The sequence below is a fragment of the Bdellovibrionales bacterium genome (assembly GCA_016714165.1).
Lineage (GTDB): Bacteria > Bdellovibrionota > Bdellovibrionia > Bdellovibrionales > UBA1609 > JADJVA01.
In genome coordinates this window covers 1-23433 of record JADJNU010000007.1, presented here as the reverse complement: position 1 = coordinate 23433, position 23433 = coordinate 1, and the positions used below count along the sequence as shown (strand labels likewise).

The window sequence follows — 23433 nt, the reverse complement described above, 5'->3', positions numbered from 1 at the left end:
AAGAGAGCCACTTAATGAGCAATCTGGATGGAGGATAGGCTTTAAGCAAATGAAAAAAAGAAAGAGTCGACAGGTAAGCGATTCATAACCTGTATTTTTCAGGCTCGAGAATCAGGTGATAAAATGATCTCAGCGAGGCGCTCGAAGTCTTCTAGGGATTTGGCCAGTGGTAGCTCAGTGAGCATTCGAACCATGGCCGCGTAGGGGTTCACCCCATTGATTTTGGCTGTGACAGTGAAACTGTACATGATACTGCTGGCTTCGGCCCCTGCGGGGGTGTCGGAAAACAGCCACGCATTCCTTCCGATGGCATACTTGCGGATCGCTCTCTCCGTAAAGCCATTGTCCGCCTCCAGACGCCCATCCTTGAGGTAGCCCGTCAGGTACTCATACTCATTCAAAAAGTAGCGGAGGGCCCCTCCGATCTTGCTTTTTGCTGGAACCTTGGGCTGATGCCCTTCAGCCCACTCCTTCATCTCTTTCCAGATGGGCTCAGCTATTTCCAGCCTCAGACGGTACCGCTCATCAGGCGGCTTCTCGCCGATTTTTTCTTCCAGATCATACAGTTTTTTAAAGTAACCAAGTCCTGCCTCTCCAAGGCTTCGGCCGGACTTAGCCCCATCCACTGTGGCAGATTCAAACTTCCTGCGGGAGTGCATCCCACATCCTATGCGGATCACGCCCTCTTGTTTTTCCAACACATCATAGGCATTCAATCCGTCACATTGCAGATATCCTGTAATCCCGTCCAGAAGCTGCCTGGCCGCTTCCTGGCTCCGGGATATGCGGTAATCAAACAGAACAATCTTCTCGTCCCCGTAGGGCGTACTCCTCACCCACATCCATGATTTGTCTTCGGCCTTCCTGCCATTCTCTTTGAGAACCTGCACTTGCGTCTCATCCACGGCCACATAAAAAGAGGTTATCAGCCGGTCTGAAAGAACATTCCAGACAGGCACAAGAGCCTGCGCCACTTGCACAACCCAGCGGGCCATCGTGCTGCGGGGAAGATCAACTCCCTGACGCTCCATGATCTCCTCAATCCGGTACAGCGGAAGTCCATCGCAATATTTGGAGGTGATAATGGCGGCAAGCAACTCGGGAGTGGCAATCCCCTTAGGGATCACGCAAGGCACAGGCGGAGCGGTCTTCACATAGTCCCCGCTATCCACTCCATACTTGGCCCGCTCATAGCGGAGGACACTGACTTTGGCTGGCTCATATTTGAGCTTCTCGGAAACCTCCCAGCCAATCACCTTGAGAGGGTCTCCCTCTTCAGTAAATCGCTCATTTTCTGGAAGCTCGATCTTCACCACTTCCCGCTCAAGATTCTCGGGGATTGGACGACGATGACCTCGCTTCCTTTTATGCGCAGGAACCGTGACCTCGACCTGCGTTTCATCCTCTTCGGATGTTCCTTTGGAGACTTCAAGTTCCACTTCGTTGTAGAGCACCCCCTGCTCCGGCGACACCCAACACTCCGACTTTCTACCAAACTGCGCTCGTTTGAGAGAACGGATCTGCTCATGCAACCAAGTGACCTCACTTTGCAGGAACTTGATCTTCTCTTCATCAAGACGAGCACGCGCTCTCAGGCCTTCATTCTCTGAGGACAACTCTTCTTGTTTTGAAAATAGCTCTCGCGGCTGCATGCGCGGGACTCTTCAACATTTTCTTCGAAAGATCAACAGACTCTTTCAAAATTTATTTCTGAAAATGGCTTCATTTTCCAAACATCATAACCTTCCAGAAGCCAGCTCAATTGCTCTGTGGATATGTGGACTACTTCCTGCAAAGATTTCCTCGGCCATGGGAACTTTTCCACATCCAATTGCTTTTGCCATAGACAGAACCCACTTCGATCAAAATACAGAATCTTGATCGTGTGCCGTCGTCGACCACAGAACACGAAAAGATTTTTCCCGTTCAACTTTCCCATCTGGGCACTCTCCACAATCTGACTCAATCCCGGAATCCCACGGCGCAAATCGACAGGATCTCGATGCAGAAAAACACCCTCAAATTGACTGGGAGATTTCACCTAGTACCTCCCTGCAGATAAAAGATCAGCTCAGCCACCCATTGTGCGTCAGGGAGCGAACGAACCGCTCTTGGTTTCTGAATTTTCACTGGAACAAAAGCAGAGCTCACCGGCTTTCGGCGTCCAACACTCCCTCTCTTGCTTCCCATGGATAGTCGATACTTCCAATTCTTGAACGTGGTGTTGTTCAGTCCCTCTTGTCGACAGAACTCGGTCTCGGAGCCAGAGAAATTTTCTGCCTCCCTGATTTTAGTTTGCCAATATTGTTTGGTTTTTAATCTTTGATCAGAATTTTCCACTCAAGCCTCCTTGGTTGCTGAGCAATATATGTGGAAAGTTCAAATCACAAAAATAGGGTTTATGGAGCGCTTACGTACCACCAGCAGAAAGAGACCCTGAACCACCACCAATACCGCCTAACATAAGTGAACAATTAAACTCAGATGTACAGCTTGCAGCAATGATTCCTCCTGGATTACCGGGCAGTGGTGAATATGATGGGTTTCTTGCTCCACCACCGCCTCCACCACCGCCAGAAGCAATTAATAAAGGTAATGAACTACGATAAACAGCAGTAAAACCACCACCACCGCCACCTCCACCGGAACCAACACCGCTTATGACCCCGACACCGTCAGATCCCTTTTCACCAACGACTATTGTGAGGGTTTCATTTTGTGTTACGGGAATTTCACCAGATGCAAACGCACCTCCTGCCCCTGATGCTCCTTGTGTTGACGAACCTGTTCCACCATTTCCACCACCGGCACCCCAAGATTTTACAAGTATTTCATCGCATCCTGAGGGCACTTGAAAACTCTGTTCTGTGTTAGTCAGAGCGAGAAAGACTATCGATCCAGTAGGGGAACAGGGGTGTACTAACCAACCATCTCCATTTGCAATTGAACTAATATTGGTAGCACTATCAACAACACGAATTGATGCATAATAGGTAGACCCAGGAAGCAAAGTTAAACCTGTTATTGTATGACTTGTTACATTTCCAACAGAGGTCCAACCAGTTACATTAGTGCCACCAGAAGTAGTCCCAATGGCAATCTGGTAAGTTGATATACCCGAACCTAAATCTGATGACGAACTCCACGTTAGCAAAGGACTACGGTCTACCAAATGGGTGGTAGTTCCGTCGTTAAGACTTGATACCGTAGTGGGAGCGACATTGTCTACCGTCCACGACGTTCCAGTTCTGACAACCGAAATATTACCAGCCACATCAACTGCGCGGATGGATGGAAAGTAAGCTGTCCCATTCGATAGATCGAGAGAGTTGACGGTCGTACCTAAAACATTTCCAACAGATGTCCAATTTAATGCTTCAGCGCCACCAGAAGTGCTCCCTACTGCAACTTCATAACGATTAATCCCGGCTCCAATATCGGAGGAAGTAACCCATGATAATGTTGGGGATGAGGTTAAGCTTGTGGAGTAGTTGGCCTTAGTGATAGTACCGGGCTGAGTTGGTACGGTATTGTCAATATTAGCCGATACATGAGCTACAGAGGACGTATTCCCTGCGGGGTCTTGGGCCTGAACATGAATATAAAAAGTGCCAGTCGCACTTGTTTTGCTTGTTGAAGCAGTTGAGGAAAAGGAATCGCTAGGTACCGTATTAGAATTTGTATCTACAACAAAGCGGTAATTGCAACCAGATTCATCACAACCCCAAGTCCAAATTTTAGATATCGCCCAACTTGAATCATTACTTAAACCAGTTAAATTCGGAGCAGTATTGTCGAGAACAGCAGACACGTGTGCGACTGAACTTTCATTTCCAGCAGCGTCTTTTGCTTGAACATGAATATAGTACGTCGATGTACCAGTTGATTGTGTTGCTGTAACAGATGAAGAGTATCCTCCACTTGGTACTGTAATTGCTGAGGTATCAATCGAATGCCGATAAGTACATGGTGAATCGTTACAACTCCATGTCCAAAATTTCGTTTTTGTTACAGCGCCATCATTTGTCAAGCCGGAAACCGAAGGTGCTGTATTATCTATTGTAATAATCGAGCTGGGACCCAACGATGAAGTTTGAACACCAACTCCGTTGACTGCTGTATTAGGTCCTATGGATATTGTTAAAGTGCCATTACCTGTACAGCTTGATATCGTTACCGTTCTTGTTGTAATTCCAGAACCTCCGACTGATTTTGAACACGAGACACCACCTGTTTGATTTAGGGTTACGTCTTCAGCCACAAGAGTTATAGTTGAAGCTCCCGAGTACGCAACAATATAGTCTGATGAAAAACTCGAATTCATTTTTAATACTGAGGGAGAAGAAATTGCGAGAGTTGGTTCTGCTTCGGTTGAGTACAACCAGCCTGTAGAAATTAAAACAGGAGAAATATTTTCGGAAGTATCAATAGCTCTAACAGTAACGAAATATGTTTGTCCTGGGATAAGAGACATTCCTTCAGCTTGACTAGAGGTCATAGCTCCAACGGATGTCCACCCCTTTTTTTCCGTTCCACCAGCTGATGTACCTATGGAATACTCGTATCTTAATACGTCTCCTGAGGAGCTGTCCGCCCACGAAAAGATCGGACTTGACGAGCTTGAATTATATGCAGACGCATGAGTTAAATTTGTGACGGGTTGTGGGGGAGTCGTATCAGACGGAGATGGATCTAAGTGCCCTATTATATCAATTTGCCAACTGGTAAGAGTGCCTGTGCCTCCGGTGGCACCATCAACAATTTTTAATGTCCAGTTTCCCGCAGAAGGTTCTCCATAAAAGGCGTTACTTAAGAGAAGTGCATCGTATGTAAGAGTTGGATTTTTAAAAATTCCGCTATTAATATTTAAGAGGATACTTTTGGTTCCTGAAGGGGATGTAACTTCAACGCCTAGATCAGTCATCCACTGATGAGTGGTCGCAAATTTCATTTGGACACTTTCAACTATTAGATTATGGCGAACATTGATGGATGAACTTGTTCCAGCAGCAGAGTTGTCGGGTATCGATTGAGAGATCGTACCCGATGTGTAGTACCAATCCCCATTTGATTCCTGTGTAATTTGCATCGGATTTAGAGTGCCAGGATAAGATTTTGCCATGCTGACCGCATTGTCAGCATTGACTCTTCCAAAACCATACCAGTTGTGAAACCAGAAGCCTGCACCGTTCTGCACCCAACCTTGTTGATAAGTATACCCAGCCAAATTCATATTGCCAGGATGCTGAGTAGCAATTGCTGATGCGTCAGTTTTTGTAGCAGTCGCAGCCAAAATATATTTTACATCCCGCCAGGTGAGATTCGGGTTTGCCTGGAGAATAAGTGCAATAACTCCGCTAGTAGCTGGTGCTGCTGACGATGTGCCATTCATCGCGGAAGTATAGTTGCAATTCGTATTAAGCGAGGCACTATTTTCAAATGAATTTGCAGGGCTAATCAAATTAGATGATCGTCCCTTACTACAAGTTTGAAGGTCTGTTGTCATGATCGCAGGATCGTCAGTGCCAAATTCGCCTCCAGGAGCAGAAACCCAGATATTACTACCAGGGGAACTGTATGAAGACCGTGTTCCCTTAGCACTCAGCGCTCCCACGACAACAATGTCGGGACTCGTATTTTCAATGCTTCCGAGATTTGAGTTCCCATAATAATGGCAAACTCCGTTAGCACCCGATCCGACATTGAAACAATTCGCGGTTCCACCAGAGGCATCATATTCCCACTCCGATTCAAATTCATTTCCAGCCGACTTCACATAGAGGGACCCTTTTCCATTCCGTTGGCTTGTTGTTCCATACCGTAGTTGTGCTTGATAGGTCGTATTTTCAGGCTTTGGAAAAATCGGTTCGCCTCCGTAACTATAGTTAAAAATATCAAATGAGCCATTGGCCTGATCAATTGAAGTCGCCGTATTTTGAGTGGCTCCAATATATCTGAATCCAGCTAACTGACAGCTTGGCGCAATGCCTCGGCCACCTTTCCCGTTCCATCCAACCGCGCCAATAATTCCCGCTACGGCAGTTCCATGAAAAACGGAATAGTCAGTTGTACTCGTAGGAGTGGGGTTGCCTATATACGGTGCGGATAGGGTGTAGTTTCTGGATGCGCCAGAGAGCACATTTGCTGCAAGGTCCTCGTGGGCGATTTCTACTCCTGAATCACTGACTGCGACCTTGACGTTGTTCCCAGTAATACCATCCTGAATTGTTTGCGCCTCGTTGACATCGTTGTTTGGCAGTCCGGGGTTAGTTGCGAAATTGGCTTGGCCTTCATTTTTTATATGCCATTGATATTTTTTGAGCGGGTCCCCGATGACCGTTATCGAGTAGGGACCGAACGTCTTGTTAGTGCCATCTGTTTTTGTGACGAGAATATTTAAATCCGCAACATTTACATTGTCGTTAGGTATTCCTTCCAACGTTTTGGAAGTCGAATTGAATGTCAGCCAGCTTGGTGCATTATGAAGAGTGATAGAGGACAGTGAATTTATTCCAGATAAATCAACAGAAAGGGCTTTATCCTGATAAGCTGTAGTTGGCATAGTAATACTATCTGTTGGCGGCGCAGTACCGCCACCTCCGGCGCTATCTCCCCCGCCACCGCCTGAGCAAGCGGCCAGAAAAATAAAAAGCGATGATCCAATGAAACGAACTGTCATCCTTGTCATTTGACCCTCGCTCCTTTGCCCAGAATCTCAATCTCTACACTTATAATCGCAGGCGAAGCTTTTAGAGCTGACTCAATTTCAAAAAGATTTTGACCATCTTGTGCTTGGAGAATTGCCACTCCGATATGAGTCGCTTTATAGCTCACTGAAAGATTATGAGAGCGTGCCAGCGAATCGACATTGTCAGTGCTTTCCATTTTCAAAATGAAGGCGCCTGTCACAATCTTTTTTTCGTATCCTGGGCCATCGATAACTACGTACAGCGCATTGCTATCAAATATTCCAAAAGTGTTTCTAGGAACTGGAGAAACTAATATCTCATATCCGTCTGCCGCTTCGGACTTCTCAGAATATTGCGCAGTCTTTCTTGCAGACAGAGTTTTGAGCCAGATATACGAAGCGTCATTGACCAGAATGTTTGATTGTTCGCTGCTATCATTCTTTCGGGAACTGGATGATCGTGTTTTTACAAGTCTCCTCTTTTCAGAAGCCAGTTGCCTTGTCGGAGTTTTGATGACCGCACTTTCAGTATCCGTTGTTTGAAAAGATTGAATGAGGATGTGACCATTAACCGCCAACTCTGGCCGCTTCTGTTGAGACCTCTCAGCGTTTGACAGCTTGTCAATATCCGGCAAATTGAAAAAATATAGGTTTCCTAAAAGGGCGATCAAAATAGTGATTAGTAAAATATATTTTGCCATCAAAATAGCTCGTGACTGATCAATTTTTCGTATCCACTGTATTGGATCATTCATATCTAACTATCGGATTTATAAGGAATGTTCTGTACCCTAAACTCGATCAATCCCTTTCTGGGCTTGTAAAGTGAGTGAGTAGAGTCGAGAATTCGCAATTTGGTTATAGTGAGACATATTATTTTTGACCTGAATCTATTGAATCTCAGATAAAATCGTTCGTTCGTTAGGATGAAACCAGAGCCCAATAGGGTCCTTAATGGCGGTCATGGCTCTATCGCTATTTGTAAATAACCTAGGGCAATTGAAGCTGAGAGAAGCGCTGAAGACCAAACAGCTGAGACTTCCGAGTCAGAACGGGAATAAAACTCAAAGACCGACCTTAAAATGGGCCTTTCAAACGATGAGAAATGTCATCAAGGTACGGGTGAGTATTTTTGGCCGTATGTATGAAGAGTTTAAAGTGACATTTCGCAGTCGAACTTCAAATCCTCCTCTCAATTTTTGCGCTCGATCAACAAAAATTGAGAGGAGGATTTGAAGTTCGACTGCGAAATGTCACTTGTATCAATGCAAATAGTTTGTCCTAGGCTGGGTCGTATTGATGTTGATCGAAATCAATGTTGCAATACGCAAAATACGTTTAATTTTTCATCAGTAAATCCGATCTATTTAAAACTCAAAAAGGGGAGAGTGTCGAAATGAAGTTCCTAATATCTATTGGAATCCTAGCGATCAATCTGGCATCTGAATCACAAGAGGCAATTTATTCGAAGGAGCCGTGGTATATAGTCCAGATAAGTAGTGGGCCGTTTACAGAGTGTACCAAGGATGCTGGGCGTGAATTACTTGAGAACATCATTAAAGATTCAAAGACGGAGGTTCCTGAAAGAAAAAAACTTACTTTGGGGGTTACCACGAAATGTGGAGAGTTTATTCTTGGCCAAAATGTGACCTGTTACCCTACCCCCAAGAGCACGGCTTTTTATGTTTGGTACAATTCAAAGAGGGAGTGTATTGAAGGGAAAAAAGGCTTGATGGATTCGGGGTTGTTCTAGGTGGTTAATCCATGTCGCGACACTATTTTGGGTAAAAACCTAAAGGCGTTATTTTAGCAGTGGTCAAAGGGAGCTCGGGCCAACCACCCGCAATTGCAGTTATGTTCCTCGCCGTTACGCTTGTTAGTTCTTACTCCCGTCCTTGTGAGAGCTGGTAGGATGTGACATTTCGCAGTAGAACTTCAAATCCACCTCTCAATTTTTTCTAGTCGAGCACAAAGATGGGTTGAATCCTCCATCCATTTATACAATTTTATCTGAGAGGGCAATTCTTTGGGTTTTCTGGATCATTTCTAAGGAGTCCGAACAGAGCTCTCCCTTTCCCGAAGAAAAAGGATCAGAGGTCTTTTAGAATCTAGCTTCGATTTGAAGGAGCTAATGGCTGCTGCCGTAGATCATTTTGGCGCTCGAACCGAAGCACTCGATGATAATCCGCTGAGAGGACTCGAGCCCTTTAAAGTGACATTTCGCAGTAGAACTTCAAATCCACCTCTCAATTTTTTCTAGTCGAGCGCAAAGATGGGTTGAATCCTCCATCCATTTATACAATTTTATCTGAGAGGGTAATTTTTTGGGTTTTCTGGATCATTTCTAAGGAGTCCGAACGGAGTTCTCCCTTTCCAGAAGAAAATGGATCAGAGGTCATTTAGAATCTAGCTTCGATTTGAAGAAGCTAAGGGCTGCTGCCGTAGATCATTTTGGCGCTCGACTAAAAAAATTGAGAGGTGGATTTGAAGTTCTACTGTGAAATGTCACATCAATCTTAAAAATAGATTGAATACCCAATTCCAAGACCAGACCTCTTTAGATCAAAGTCGACCGATTGCGATCCATCCAATTTGAAGTCCCCTGAAATCTTGCTTGAGAAAAATCCGATCTCCACTGCAAAGATTTCACTTAGAGGGAATATTGAGATTCCCAGCTGAAATGCCAATCCTCTTCCGTCAGCGTCATAATCAATTCCAGATGATTCGCCTTCTTCTGCATATGACTGAAAAGCGAGAGCCAGGTAAGGAATGTAGTCGTTTCCTGGTATGTTTTCAATAATATTAAGCCTACCATAAAGGGTAAATAGACCAACTGACGATTTAGTATCTTCACCTTTACTTACTTTCGAAGAAAAGGAAATGCCGGGTTCAAATCTACCTGTATTGTAGCCATATGAAATATTTGATTCGCCTGAGTCTGTCTCTAGGCTTCCTGCCAGGCCTTCAATTTCAATTTCCCCTCTGCCAGAGGAATACTTCCAAGATAGAGAATGTTCCCTTTTTCTAAGGGCCGAGTGATGGTCAGGCATCTGAATAGTTGAATTCTTTTCTTCGACCGAGGGATCATCAGACTTGAAATCTGTGTTTGCGTTGCCGAATGCCAGCATTGGAAAAAATAACATCAAGGCGATTAAAGGTCTCATCGGTTCCCTTTGAAAATGTGATTAACATAAATAAGAGTAGTTGATTTTTGGCGCATTCAACAACACAAACTAGAAAATCTAGTTGAAAGCCGAGGGCACCAGCCTTTCGTGGAATGATTCCACTATCTTACAAAAGAAAGGCACCCTCATGAAAAGAAGTACCAGACAGAGAAAGCAAGGTTCTGCATCCTAAACCCGATCAAACCCATTCTTGGCTTGCAAATTGGGTGAGTTGGTTCGCTAGTATGAAATGAGTGATCAATAGGAATTAATTGGATCTCGATGAAATAGGGGCAAATAGCCAGATTGATCTTTAAAGATCATGTGGAGGACTTCGACTTTATTTAATCTAGTTGGGCCAATGTCACTATATGCGCCTTTTTTTATGCTTAATAAGATCTGACAATTTCGAAATTTCAGATTTCAACTCAATTACTGGAATGGGGCAAGTGTGGAAGTCGTTTTCCCAGCAAACAACATAGTCACATTTGATATTCTTATGGTTTTCATTGCGAATATGGTCCTTGAAAGAACTCGCGCGAAACTCAAACTCGATATATCGACGTGTATACTGACTACCCGTTTTTTGAATTACACACGCATCCGGAAAGCCGCTTCTCACAAATTCCATTTTTACAAATCCGTATGGCAACTGCTTCATAAAAGAGGCAAACAGGACAACTGCACCCTGCTCTGACGTAGGTGCATAATTTAGAATATCTAAGTCAATCGGAGCACCAAGATTGCCCTCGTTCGGCGCACCCTTAAATAGGTTGATAACTGACGGCTTGTAGTTCTTAATAAACTTTTCGATTTTAATGAAGTCGCCTTTACTGATTTCAACGGAAGTGCGTCCCTTGAATAGAATTGGTCGAAACCTGTTTTTAGGAAAAAGATCAAGTTTAAGAACCTCAACAACTTCTTTGATTGACACAGGGTTCTTGGCTCTTGTACTACGCTTTATTCTGTAAGCCCAATTTGTACCATCCCACGGCTCAATTTGATGATCAGATGTATAGTCAAATCCCCTTGTCACAACCGTATAAGCGCCTTCTATAACCATGTCGCCAGTTGCGTAGTACAAGACTTTATCGCCCTTTGCTATGCGATCAATTTTACCTTTAAGCCGTAACTTTTTGCCGATGAGAGTCGGCTCGACTTTTAATGCAGAATAATCATGTATTACAACCCAATACCGCATGACGGTTTGATCGGTCGAAAACAGTATCTCCTAAACTTGTGAAAGGGCTGTGTGGATAGGTCTTAGCCTGAGAGTTCTACTGCGAAATGTCACCAAAACAGAGCTGCCACGAGACCTAAATGACCAAATTGCTCGACTTCAGTAATGGGTCTATCACTCATGATGATCTCCGATGATTCATTTTGAGACTGCTTTTCATCAGAAGTTCGACTAAACTTTTGAAGGGATTTGAGTGTGTTTATTGATTGGTCTTCGCCTGAGAGTTCAACTGCGGAATGTCACATTAGACCACGATGCTGCCGTTCGATTTGGATTTCCTGAATTCCATTAATCAGTCTAGTGTCCACAACGTTCTGAATCGAACCACGCGTGAGCTTTAGAAAGGGAGTGCCTTCGAGACTTCCGATTTTTACAAAATTGCCAACTGATACAGGTAAATTCAAATTCAACCTTCCGTGTTTTAGATGTTGAATTTGATTTTGCCACGGAGCGACTACTGAGGAAGATAATCCGCTTGAGTTCAGTTGTATTGATCGTATTTGAGGAACGTGAGATAGGGTTGTTTTATCGAGGGATTTTATGCTTGAACGGAGACCAACTGCATGGAGGTGGTCCGTTTAAATGGATAAAAATGGGTAGGGTATGCGTTTTCTTATCATGATTCTGATACTTATGGCTGGAGGGGTAGTGACAAGCAATGAGGCAAATGCAAGTAGCATGAAACTGGAAGAAATTTTGACGACCATTGGTGATTCATATATTTCGAGAGTAGAGGCGACAGTTCTACCAAACGCCGTTAACGATTCTAACTTAGGTTTTTTAAATGAGGTTACGACGTTTACAAACCTTTTAGTGCCACGGCCTCAAAGTCTAAACCCTGCTTTCCCAGGAAAGACTGGGCCACAGCTTGAGGAAATTCGAGAACAGTTAAAGCGGTCTTTACAGAACAAATTGCTCGGATCACTTTTAAACAAAGTTCTTTTGGAAATTGATGATGCGGTCAAGAGTGCCAACAGTTCCGCATTTCGAGAAGCAGCGAATCTATATTTTGGAATTGTGCTTCTATGGAATGTAAGAGCTGATTATTTTCTAAACTCTGTTGAGGCTGATTTTTCAGAAGATAAGCTGTTGTCTCTGATTGAACAAATCGGTCGGCTTGAACCATATATGGTTGTTGGGGGTCGTCAAATGCCTGGTCCGGTATTTTCTGCAAGCTATCTTTTCCGATATCACATTAAGAATGACGTGTCCGATCTCTACTATTTTTGGACAGCCATTGTGCCAAGGCTTGAAGCTCAGTATGGTTCGGAATACAAGGATTTGCCTCAGTATTTAACCAGAAAGCTATTTGACTTCTTGGTATTTGGAATTGAGCAGGGTTCTGGAAAAATGGACGGGCTTGCTCAAAATTTTCTTTCTGACTTTGCAAAGATATATAATTCGGTCGAACAACACTTTCCATTTCACGAAAATGTTGGACCTAAAAACTATGGGAAACTTGGGATACTACGAGAGAACTATAAGACATTTGGCAATACATTTATGGTTGATAGAATCAATCGCTTGAGGCTTTCATCTCTTGCCACTTATCCAACGCTTACTCCTTCGTGGATAGAGCGTACCATGCTGAAGACTTGGGGCCTTTTAACAGACTGGGGAACTTCCGCACGCAGGGTTGTGTTCATAGGTATGGTGATCTTTTGTGCATTGTTTTTCGCGAGTTTAGGATCTTCGGTAGAGGACATGGAAAGAAACTCCCAAGTACATTCCAGTGCGACACTGGAGAAGATTGTTCGTGCGGCTGCAGGAACTACGAATAGGTTTGTTAGCTATGCCACAATGCAACACTCCACCCGTTTTGAAAGCACGATTTTGGATCATGGTTTTGCGGTAACTCTGTTTTGCTACTACTCGATCTTACTTGGAACTGTGGTATCATTTATCGTAAGGCATAATTGACCTGCACAATAGGATTACCGGGAACTCTACTTGTGGCTTGCCTACCTCATATAACCAGCTTAAATTCGAGATCAACGGGTTCGACATCAAAACTGTCGAGTCCACCATCTTCAGAGTTTGAGAACCCGGGTCGTCCCCCGGAATTCTCGCAACTCAGAACTTGGTTTTTGATACTAGTTTGGATGAGTTAGTCTTCGCCGTCTCGATGAAGCGGCAAATCCAGAAATGAAAATTGGGGACGAAAACGTTGAACCCGAGGGGCTGAGACAATACAGACTTCGGGCTTTTTATGGGGTGGGGACGATTTGTCTGAACCGTTAACTATTCAACAAATGAAATCTATTGCCAAGAAGAGAGGCGGCCGTTGCCTATCTCCGAAGTATGTAAACGCTCACCACCCACTGAAGTGGCAATGCAAAGAGGGGCATCGTTGGTTAGCAAAGCCGTATACCGTAAAGCAAGGCTCATGGTGCATTGTTTGTGCTGGTAAAAAGAAAAAGACAATTTCAGAGATGTACTCACTTGCAAAAAGCAAGAACGGCAAGTGTCTATCTAAGACCTATCGAAATACCAAAACAAAAATAAACTGGCGGTGTGAAAAGAATCACCGGTGGTCTGCTACTCCGTCAGATGTTATCCAGGGAAAATGGTGTCCTAAATGTGCAATCGAATCAAACGCAAGTAGACTTCGCCTTACGATTGGCGAGATGAAGTCTATTGCAAAAGAGCGTGGTGGGCGATGTCTGTCAATTTCATACAAAAATTCTCACACTCATCTGGAATGGGAATGTAAAAACAAGCACCGATGGTTTGCAGTTCCAGGTCATGTTAAGCAAGGCAAATGGTGTCCTCACTGTGCCCAGGTAAAGAAGTTATCAATAGTAGATTGTCGTTCTGCGGCTAAATCCAGAGGCGGTCGATGCATAACTCCTAAATACCGCAGCAACAAAGCCTACATGGTATGGGAGTGTTCCCAGGGTCATCGTTGGAAGGCAAAGTACAATTACATTCAACAAGGTAACTGGTGCCCCAAATGTAAAATGAGCACATCTTATCCTGAGCTACTTCTTTACTCAGAGCTGAAATGGTTATTCCCCAAGACGGAGCACCGAAAAAAGCACTTTGGAGTAGAGTCCGACATTTTTGTCCCTGATCTCAACCTATCTATTGAGGTTGACGGTGGACATTGGCACAAGAGGAAGTACAAGGCTGACTTAAAGAAATTCAAAGTACTTATTGCCAATAAAGTTCGAGCCATGAACGTTCGTCAAATAGGGTTAAAGAAAATCTCGGCAGTTGATGTGCCATTCAAGAGAGTCTTTAGTGACGTTGAGCTAGTGCTTTCATCTCTTTCAATGATTCAGCAGCATGGCCTAGGTGAGGCCCAAACAAAAAAGATCGTTACCTATCTAAACAGAGGCATTCTAAAAAACCAGTCTCTTCTCAATAAGTTGCTAAAGCACCTTCCGGGGCCAATAGAGGGTAAGAGTTTGGCGGAGATTTCACCACAAATTGCATCGGAATTAGCGATTCGTGGCAATGGAGGTCTTCGGCCAAAGATGCTTCATAACGGAAGTCATAGAAAAGTTTGGTGGGTCTGTAACAAGGGTCATCCAAACTATCGATCTGTAGTGAAAAGCAGAACCTTAGCAGGACATGGTTGCCCAATTTGCGGCAAAGAGTCTTCGATTGCGGCTCGCTCAAACTCAATAAAAATCTTCAAAGATAGAAGGTTGGTGGGAACATTCTCCTCGATCACTAAGGCAGCAAAAGCACTCGGCCTCGCTTCTGCGACGATTACGAAGCATTTGAAGGCTAATTCACCACACAGAGATGGATACACATTTAAGCTAATGTCCAAGTAAGGTTCGGTTCGTCTCGGTCCACCACGGTGCCAACACCAACTCTTTCATTGAAAATACGGTTAACCGCATAAGTAATGAGTGCCGTCGATACGGCACGTTTCCTTGCCCTTGCGTTAACAATCAAAACGAAAATTTGGCCAGAGAAAATCTCGATAAATTGGGCCTTAAGTACTTCAGCACGTCTTTTTGCCCGTCATGCAGGCTGCGCGACTTATCACTTTCCTCAATACCCTATGGGCGTTGGTTCTCGAACTTCCAACTCAACAGTGCGTTCCTCTCGAGACTTCTGACAAACGAATTCTCGAGTTTAAACACGAAGCCCAACGTCTCTTCCATGAAATTTACCGATGCTCCCGAACCTTGCCGACTCTCACGCTCGAGATAAGACGCTCTTCTGACTCAACTCCTTTCGGATCGAAAAGGATCTTGCGCCGCTATATTTCCAGGTCACTATTGTTTGCTTATCTAATATCAAAATTCTAGCAAGCTGTGTTAGAAAAAAGGCGGCCGTGGAAAATCAATCCTAAGTGTGGGCCAATTTTGTGGCCTTTGGATTCGTCTTGCTTTCGCTCTAGTAACCGTGCCGTATCGACGGCACTCATTGCAGGGGCCAGTTTCCTTCTAATTTTTTGTCGAATCCCGTCCCGTACCAGTTAATTCATCTGATCTAGGAAGAATTCCGTTATTATCGGCGGGAGTCTTATCTTTACAAAGTGGTAGTCGGAGATCTATCCATTGACCATTTACGATCTCGACCACTAATACTGTCTGACCTTCTTTGAGGCTTGCGATTTCCCTTGGGTGTATTATATATTTAGCGGCCTTCCTGCCTCGCTCAAGTTTTGCATTAATGGCGCCGCCGTATTTATCCAGTTTTCTAGTCATCGCCCAACCTGGTGTATCTAATGTAACTTTATCGGAAAACTTCCATCTTTCAGATTCTCCAGGAGTGTCTTCTTTATAGAATTTCGCTTTCAGGGGGTTGTTTGGATTCTCGGGTCTCGACACACACTCTGGCACCATTTCGATGGTAACATCACGAATCCCAGGTTTATCGAATTTCACTCGTTGGCCGTCGTCGGCTCGCACTGTCCACTCGAATATTTCCTCATAAGAACCCTCGGTCTTATATTCCGACAGATCCGTAGACTCAACAAACTTAAGTAACTCCGCCTTTGCATTGCTTTCAGACTGGGTAAAAAAGTCTTGCCCTTTGGATTCTAGATGGACTCCGATGTCATCTATGTAGGGCACCTCGCAGCCGGTTTTTCGTGGGTACAATCCCAAACTCGAATAATCAACACAGGAGAGATTTGTAGCATAAGATAAGTTTAAAGGATTGAAATCGTCCTGTTTCTGACTCTTGTCAATGGGATGAAACAACTTGGTCTCGTCTATGCCATCAGAGAGAATTGCGGCTACTTCGCCTTTGGAGTTCAAAACAGGTGAGCCGGACACTCCATGCTGTGCTAGGCAGCCAAACAAGCTGATGACAGGTGAAGTTGGGGCGGTGTAATGAATCGTAAATGGATTAGGAACTCCGGTTTCACATGAACTTTCCCGCATCTCATACGAACGGTTTCCGGTGCTCCACGCTTTTCGAATCGTGATCGGGGATTTAGCAACAAGACCATCTTGGCTAAGCGGAAGTGCTTTCGCAGTCAATTTGCGATCCAAAAGTATGATCGCATAGTCTGGCACCTGCGTTATTAACTTGTTCTTATCTTTTAATGGGAATTCTGATATTTTCAGAATTTTTTGGCATTGGGCCGATTCGCTGGTATCAGGAAATCTGAAGGCTAGCTCTTCTGCGCAATCAGTGACATTTTCTACACAATGCTTGTTTGTCATCACTATGGTCTTTCCATCCAATTCACCAGCGACCCATGTTGTGCATGAGCCCCTTTCAAGTAGATTTGAGAAAAACAGAACCCCTGTGCTTTTAGGGCACTTTTTTGATTCACACGACAGGCTGAATTCGTCGCTCAGACGGGTGGCACGAGTTGATTTTTTATAGTCTGTTTTTTGTATAATTACCGAATCTTCGCGATCATTACTTTTCTTGCAAGAGGGGAGTGTGATTGAAAAGACAATGATTAAGGTCAATTGGGCAAAATTTGGCAAAGGAGACCTCCAGTTAGCTGCGTCCTTAATGGCAAATCCCGGGCCACTCCAGAAATGGACTGTTTATCTCTATTTGTTTGAACTTGAGTATCTCTTACAAATTGAGGGCATTTTTGGGTTCATATGTGACATTCCGCAGTTGAACTTTCAGGCGAAGACCAATCAATAAACACACTCAATTCCCTTCAAAAGTTTAGTCGAACTTCCGATGAAAAACAGTCTCAGAATGAATCATCGGAGATCATCATGAATGATAGTTCCATTACTGAGGTCGATGAGTCTAGTCATTCAAAGTTAGCGCCGATAAGTAGCCGTAGTTAATTACGCAAAGGGGATTCGAGTATGAGAATCGCGACGCTCTTTGGAATTGTTGCTCTAACATTGCTTCACATGGCATGTACCAAAAGTGCGGATTCAGGCGGAACAGTTGCATCTGAAGAATCGTATTACGTCAGTGGGTATATTCAAAAAGGACCTTTCGTGCTGGGTAGTGAAGTGAAGATTCAAGAGCTTGACAATGATCTGAATCCGTCCGGGAGCCTGTATCTCACTCAGACAACGAATGATTTCGGGGAATTTAAGTTTGCGGGGAAGCTCACTGGCAAATACGCCGAAATTATCATTACAGGATACTATTTCGATGAGATCAGCGGTGCTTTGTCGGGTGGCCCTCTGACGTTGAGATCAATCGTTTCGTTGAAATTTGAAAGAGGTGACGAAAGCGGAATGGCTCGAGGGAAAGACAATAAAGGTCGAACCGTAGTTCCGGCAAACGTGAACATTCTAACGACCCTTCAAAACCCAAGGCTTAAAAAGCTAATTCAATATGGAAGCTCATTTATGAGCGCATACGACACATCAGCCAGTCAGGTTCTTACGTCTTTTGGGATTAGCTCTGCAGTGAGTGGGGAGTTTTCAAACCTAAGTATTGCATCGAATTCCGCTGGGTCATCTGAACTTTTAGCGGCGTCATCGATTGTACTTCAGGTGGCTCACAATCTGTCAACGACGTCGAGCGAGTGGACGGCAAAATTATCAGAGGCCATCTCCGCAATCGGAACCGATTTAGAACTCGATGGCGTCATGAATAGCAGTACTTATACCGCAGCAATTTCAGCGGCGTCAGCAAACGTAGATTTTGGCCTAATTAGGACGAATCTCGCTCAAAGATACAATGATCTTGGTCTGTCCGTGACCATTCCTGATTTTTCGGAGCACGTTACAAATCCATGGAGTAAGGTCGCTACGTTTGCAGACCAACCGAGTGGCATGGCGTGCGTCTCAAATATTTGCTATCTCCTCGGTCCGTTCACGAGTTTTAAGAAGATAGATCTAGAGACTCAGGTAGTAACCACTTTAACGGCCCTGCCGTTTAGTCATGGGTACGGGTATGCGAGACTGGTGGTGATTGGCTCGAAGCTATACTTTGTAAGATACGTAGGGTCTTCAGGAAATGAAATGTGGGAGTATGATACGATTCTAGGAGCCTGGACCCAAAATGCGTCAGCAAGTGGCAATCATCAACATGCTTGGAGTGCCGTAGCATTTAACAACAAGGTCTATGTGTTTGGCGATAACTCAACGACCTCGTCGGAGGTATTTGATCCAAGTACGAATCAGTGGACGTGGATTACGGCGCTTTCGAACGCTAGATTGTATCCGACAGGAGTTGCTTACAACAGTAAGATTTATGTAGGCGGTCGGGAGAGTTTGCCAGTAGAAATCTACGACCCGCAGAGTGGTACGTACAGCACATTATCAATCTCGAATTCGACGGTTTCTTCCGCACAGTATCTTCAGATGATAACGAGCTACAACAGTATATTGTACGCCATGACGGCGGAGTCATTGAGTTACAATAAGTTTTGGAAGTACAGCGCTAGCGATGACAGTTGGACTCAAATAAGCGTTCCTACGGGTTACATAGATCCGCGATCAGCTCATATCTATAACGGCAAAATATATATTTTGGGCGGCGACCTGTACGTATATAACCCAGCTAAAGAATAGGCAGAGTCGACCGTATCCGTTCACTGACTGTGAATGACTGCTTCCAAATTTCGTGTGTAGTCCCATGGCATCCAGTTATCGGGGTTGGACCTGACCAATTCAAAGTTTTTTTAAATGGACACCATATAGTTAAAGGAGTTGGCTTCACTGATGTCACAAGTTTTTATAACTGAGAGAAGCATGTCACTCATATGTAGAAATGCTTTTTTCCCAATCCGCTTTATGGATCTGCTCGCTCCAGCTACTTTTCATATCAGACACTATTTGTTGGATATGTCATGAGATACCCGTCGGGATCAGATCTTGGAATAAATCAAAAGGGCTCGGCTGAGATTCTGAGTATTTTTTAGTTTGGATAAATTGGAACACTCGTCCATCTTGGTATTTTACCCAGACTGCCTGTTGGCACTTGCATACCCTTTGTTCGATTTTCTCCTCTGACAGGGGGCTCATTGTCTTCATATATTCGATGCAGCAGTTGTTCATTTTGTGACTCTCCTCTTCATTTGATTGATGGAGAATGGGAATTTTATGCCAGAGCTGTATTCGTCCAAATTGATTTCAATCAACATTCTGTCCGAATATGCTCATCAAATTTCGGATGAAACGGGACGGATTTTGGATACGCACTGGCAAGAGGAAACTATTCAGTTGAATGTTTTCTTCACGTTGGGGTCATGACCGTGGAGGGAAATTCCTGGCATTTAGAAAGTTAGAAGCTTGTGATCTGACCGTACAGGTTGGTCAGCGAGCAGACTTTACAGGCTCTTTGATTTATTTGCGCAGTCCATTTGGAACTTGGGACTCAGTTCTGACCCAATTTGACCCAAAAGTGCCCAAATGGCGTCTAAACAGGTGCCTGTTTAACGCTTGTACATTTCTCTAGGATAGGGGTAGTTTCGTTCTGGCCCCTGAAATGACCGGGGGCCGGGCTTTTTAGGTTTTTTTGACGCCATCATAACGGATGGCATATTTTTAGCAGTGAAAGTGTCTCATAGCTTCTCTATCAAGAGGAATTAAAGTAGGTCTGGCTTTTATGGGTATCATTTCAAAATATCTTTTTTTAAGTAGCTTTTTCGCTTTTGCATCTCTGCCATTCTCGCTAGTTGCATCGGTGGCTCAGTCAAGCACTAGCCTCCCCCCTGGAGATTACAGCTACCATCCCGAAACAGATTCTTATGTGCCTTTTGGCGGAGATCCGAACAAGAAGCGCACAGGCTTTGTGGAAGACGACTATTCCGGACGCTCTGCCTGGCAGACGGATTCCAGTTTAAGTAACTTTGGCCGCGATTGCGAAAATGCCCCGGGTCTTTCTAAGAACGCCCGCCAAATTGAGCAAGTGGGTCGTTTTATCAAAACAAAGATTATTGGTAAGGACGATCGCTGTCCGCTAAGGTATGGGCCTGATGCAACAGATGCAGATCGGGCAATGTATGGGACGGGCCAGCTTTTTGATCGCGAGGGTCAATGTGGGCCTTTGGTTAATGGAAGGGCAAATTGCACCGGAACCGGCCACCTGGTTCATGACACAAATTTAGTCATTACGAACGCTCACGTTTTTCGGTACGGTGACAATGATGAATTTCAAGCTGATCCAAGGAAAGGTTTCACATTTAGCACCAGGGTGTGGAGTCCAAAAACCAAGGGATATGTTATTCGGCGATTTAAGATCAAAGAGTTTTTTTTCGGAACCGATAATCCAAATCAACATCCAGAGCTGGATTATGTGTTCCTTCGCTTGGAGGAACAGGTCGGCAAAATAGTTGATGGCATGGAAGTGCCAGAAAAACACCAGATAAAACCGTTACCATTTAAAATTGTTGATCAGAATAAAGCTCCAAACGCCGCGCTAACGGTCGGGTACAATTCGGAAATTCGCGATTTCTCGAAGAATTGTGCGCCGTTTAGTCTCACCGTAGGAGCAAATGACGTCCGGTCAGGGGCGAATCGATTCAATAATCCAGAGAAGTTGTATTTCCATAATGGGGACACTCTTGAGGGGGCTTCGGGCTCTGCAATCGCCCTTCTCGATGAGAATGGTAAGCCGTATTATGCGGCTCTTCACAGAGGCTCAGATTCTGCTTTCCGGAACGAAATGAGTTCCAGTTCAGGCCAAAGTGGCACAAAATCTGAGGGGGGTGGGGTTGCTTCAATTTCTGACAGAAACGCCCTGAGAAATATTGCCATCAATGCGAGCACGTTCTACAAATCTTTTATGGAATTCGCCCAGGCAGAGTCTAGATGAAATGGAAGCGAATTGGGCTTTTCAGTTCTTATGTAGGATTGTATACTTTCCCTTCGATTCTTCCCTTCTACCACTGATTCAATCGATTGCCGTTTTCTATAGTTCCTCTCAGCAGAGTGAAGAGGCAGTGGCTTATTCTTACTAATTCAAGGTATCCCTCTGGAATAATTAATTTTTATTTATAGACCTAAGTCCTAAAGTGAAACAGCCGGGCTGCCGATAAGAAGCGATTGATAGGTATTAGTGGAAGATCGGGTCAGTCCCAATATCTCGCTTTTTAAGTCTTACTGAAGGGATGTGTTTGCTAACGCTTTCTTTTTCTCCGATAAGACTCAGTCTACTTTTTGTTTTTGTAAGCAAGTCATACTTGGCCTTTGGCCTTTCATGTCCTATGGGGTATCGGCAGGATGTATTTGGCTGCGTTCGTGCGATAGATGGCAAGGGGAGATTTCCCCTCTGTGATAAATCGATCGCTTTTTATCGGTCCTATGTGCTTCCTTGCGAAGGAGATCCACTTAAATTTCCAAACTGTGGAACTCTCTGGAGCCATTTTATGAGTGCTGGAGGATGTGAACCCGTGGCTTCAGCTCCTGAGTCAAATTCAAATAAGGATGCACCAAGTGAAAGGAAGACAGACTGCGGCTTTGGCGAAGAATGTCCCGAGACTGATTCCGTCTCCAGTCCACCCTCCACAAAGCCAACCAATGTTGGCGGCGGTGGCAGTAGCAGCAATCGCAAACCAAAAACTACTACAGGAAAGACGGACTCCTCTAGTAAGGGAGGCACCTCAGATAAAGATAGTGAGAGTGACGACAGCTCTTCAGGTTCCGCTCAAAAAGGTAAAAATAAAAAACAAGCGGGAGAAGAGTCGTACACAGGACAGAGCACTTCTTGTTGGACTGAAGATATAGGACAAGTGGCAGGCCAGCCGATGTGCGATGCCCAGGGCAGTCCCTCCTGCTGGACCAAGTCTTCGCAAAAAGACAGTGGTCTTCCAAAATGCGGAGCTGATGGAAAACCCGTGGCCTCTGCAAACGAAGGCAATGGAGGGGATCAAGCCACAGGTGGAGCCGGAGATCTCCCTCAGGGATTTCCTCAACCTCCAGAAGTAGAGGGAGATCGAGCTCTTTGCGAACAAGCGCATAAGAAAGCCTTCACCTGTTGCACCGATCCCGTCAAGTGTGTGTCTGGCCTTGATGGACCCAGTTCTAGTTCGATGACGGCGATGGGAACACTCTTGGTTGGAGCGACTGGAATGATTGCCATGGGTGGAGCTTCAGGTGGAGATTCGGCAGGAATTGCCAAGAGCTGCGAGTTTATGAAGATCGTGGCATTGGGTGGTGCGGGGGCCAACACAGCTCTCGGTGGCAAATGCTTCACTGACAAGGGCTCTTGCGAAGACAAATGCACCGAAGTTGTGAACAAATATCGAAGAGTGCTCACAGAGTGTTCAAACCTCGACACAATTTGGAGTGCCAATGGAGGCAAAGGTCCACGCTGCCCCTCCACTTGGGTGAGCGACTATCGTGCGGCTCAGGCCAATGCCGAAGGAAGAGGAACTCGCTGCACAGGATACAACGCAAATGTATCGGCTATGGGAGCACAGGCTGCTCAATCAGCAGCCGCAAGCAGTTTTGCTGACCTTTGCCAACAGGCCGCCACAAATCAAGTCACAGGTTTTCCCAATGTCGATCAACAGCCCGTCTTTAACGGCGATTGTAATGATCCCGTCAACGCTTCAAATCCAATTTGCGTTAATTGCAGAGGTCCGAATGCTCAATCCGATCCCCTTTGTTCAGGATTGGGCGGAGGCAGTGCCTCGACTGGAAGTAGCTCTGGCAGTGGAAGCTCATTTCAGAACACAGGATTTGGAACCAGAGCCGTTGATGGCAGTGACCTCAGTGTGCCTGATACCAATGCACAATCACAGGCTCCTATCTTTGGTGAAGGATTGGGAGAAGAAGCAAGGGCCAATGCCATTCCCAATAACGGTGGAGGCTTTGCGGGTGGTGGCGGCGGTGGTTCGATGCCGTACTCTGGAGGGGGGGGCGGTTATGGAGGCCCCGGCTATGATACGGATATTTTAAAAGGAGTGAGTGGAGGAGGAGGATATTCCGCAAGTCCCCTTGGAGCTGAATCTCGTGAGGGATATTCCAGCTTTAGTGGTGTTCTTGAAA

The 23433-nt window shown here is 44.9% G+C and carries 16 protein-coding genes; 8 read left to right on the top strand and 8 right to left on the bottom strand.

All coding sequences use genetic code 11. From position 1 onward, the window contains the following. Positions 1–98: 98 nt before the first annotated feature. The 5 genes from IPJ71_18370 to IPJ71_18350 all read right to left on the bottom strand — a co-directional run bounded on the left by IPJ71_18370 (position 99) and on the right by IPJ71_18350 (position 7443). Positions 99–1652, bottom strand: a complete 1554-nt coding sequence (locus IPJ71_18370; GenBank protein ID MBK7845614.1) for an IS66 family transposase — start codon at positions 1650–1652, stop codon at positions 99–101. Positions 1653–1684: 32 nt separating this feature from the next. Further along, on the bottom strand, positions 1685–2041 hold the full coding sequence (gene tnpB / locus IPJ71_18365; protein MBK7845613.1) for an IS66 family insertion sequence element accessory protein TnpB: 357 nt from the start codon (positions 2039–2041) through the stop codon (positions 1685–1687). Then, positions 2038–2340: a hypothetical protein gene (locus IPJ71_18360; GenBank protein ID MBK7845612.1), complete on the bottom strand. Its 303-nt coding sequence runs from the start codon at positions 2338–2340 to the stop codon at positions 2038–2040. The genes tnpB and IPJ71_18360 overlap by 4 nt, the downstream gene beginning before the upstream one ends. Before the next feature lie 70 nt (positions 2341–2410). Continuing rightward, entirely contained in the window at positions 2411–6688 is a 4278-nt protein-coding gene (locus IPJ71_18355) for a S8 family serine peptidase (GenBank protein MBK7845611.1), read from the bottom strand. Continuing rightward, on the bottom strand, positions 6685–7443 hold the full coding sequence (locus tag IPJ71_18350) for a hypothetical protein (protein ID MBK7845610.1): 759 nt from the start codon (positions 7441–7443) through the stop codon (positions 6685–6687). The genes IPJ71_18355 and IPJ71_18350 overlap by 4 nt, the downstream gene beginning before the upstream one ends. A gap of 199 nt (positions 7444–7642) precedes the next feature. Between IPJ71_18350 and IPJ71_18345 the strand changes: the two genes are divergently transcribed. Beyond that, positions 7643–7924 carry a hypothetical protein gene (locus IPJ71_18345; protein MBK7845609.1) on the top strand — a complete coding sequence of 94 codons (282 nt, stop codon included), beginning with the start codon at positions 7643–7645 and terminating at the stop codon, positions 7922–7924. Between the two features lie 160 nt (positions 7925–8084). After that, on the top strand, positions 8085–8441 hold the full coding sequence (locus IPJ71_18340) for a hypothetical protein (GenBank protein ID MBK7845608.1): 357 nt from the start codon (positions 8085–8087) through the stop codon (positions 8439–8441). A 763-nt stretch (positions 8442–9204) separates the two neighbouring features. Here IPJ71_18340 and IPJ71_18335 read toward each other — a convergent pair. Further along, positions 9205–9852 (bottom strand): hypothetical protein, encoded by a 648-nt coding sequence (locus IPJ71_18335; GenBank protein MBK7845607.1) that lies wholly within the window; start codon positions 9850–9852, stop codon positions 9205–9207. Between the two features lie 367 nt (positions 9853–10219). Then, positions 10220–11053: a hypothetical protein gene (locus IPJ71_18330; GenBank protein ID MBK7845606.1), complete on the bottom strand. Its 834-nt coding sequence runs from the start codon at positions 11051–11053 to the stop codon at positions 10220–10222. A gap of 642 nt (positions 11054–11695) precedes the next feature. Here IPJ71_18330 and IPJ71_18325 point away from each other — a divergent pair. Beyond that, positions 11696–13012 carry a hypothetical protein gene (locus IPJ71_18325; protein ID MBK7845605.1) on the top strand — a complete coding sequence of 439 codons (1317 nt, stop codon included), beginning with the start codon at positions 11696–11698 and terminating at the stop codon, positions 13010–13012. 305 nt (positions 13013–13317) lie between these two features. Next, the gene (locus IPJ71_18320) at positions 13318–14877 is read left to right on the top strand and encodes a hypothetical protein (protein MBK7845604.1); all 1560 of its coding nucleotides are present in this window, start codon (positions 13318–13320) and stop codon (positions 14875–14877) included. A 621-nt stretch (positions 14878–15498) separates the two neighbouring features. Here the strand turns inward: IPJ71_18320 and IPJ71_18315 are convergent. After that, positions 15499–16728, bottom strand: a complete 1230-nt coding sequence (locus IPJ71_18315) for a hypothetical protein (GenBank protein ID MBK7845603.1) — start codon at positions 16726–16728, stop codon at positions 15499–15501. A 226-nt stretch (positions 16729–16954) separates the two neighbouring features. Here IPJ71_18315 and IPJ71_18310 point away from each other — a divergent pair, with 226 nt between their 5' ends. The 4 genes from IPJ71_18310 to IPJ71_18295 all read left to right on the top strand — a co-directional run. Further along, positions 16955–17170 (top strand): hypothetical protein, encoded by a 216-nt coding sequence (locus tag IPJ71_18310; GenBank protein MBK7845602.1) that lies wholly within the window; start codon positions 16955–16957, stop codon positions 17168–17170. 173 nt (positions 17171–17343) lie between these two features. Next, entirely contained in the window at positions 17344–19011 is a 1668-nt protein-coding gene (locus tag IPJ71_18305; GenBank protein MBK7845601.1) for a hypothetical protein, read from the top strand. 1036 nt (positions 19012–20047) lie between these two features. Then, on the top strand, positions 20048–21256 hold the full coding sequence (locus IPJ71_18300; GenBank protein MBK7845600.1) for a trypsin-like peptidase domain-containing protein: 1209 nt from the start codon (positions 20048–20050) through the stop codon (positions 21254–21256). 301 nt (positions 21257–21557) lie between these two features. Further along, positions 21558–23433 (top strand): hypothetical protein (locus tag IPJ71_18295; GenBank protein MBK7845599.1); only part of this gene is annotated, 1876 nt, incomplete at its 3' end.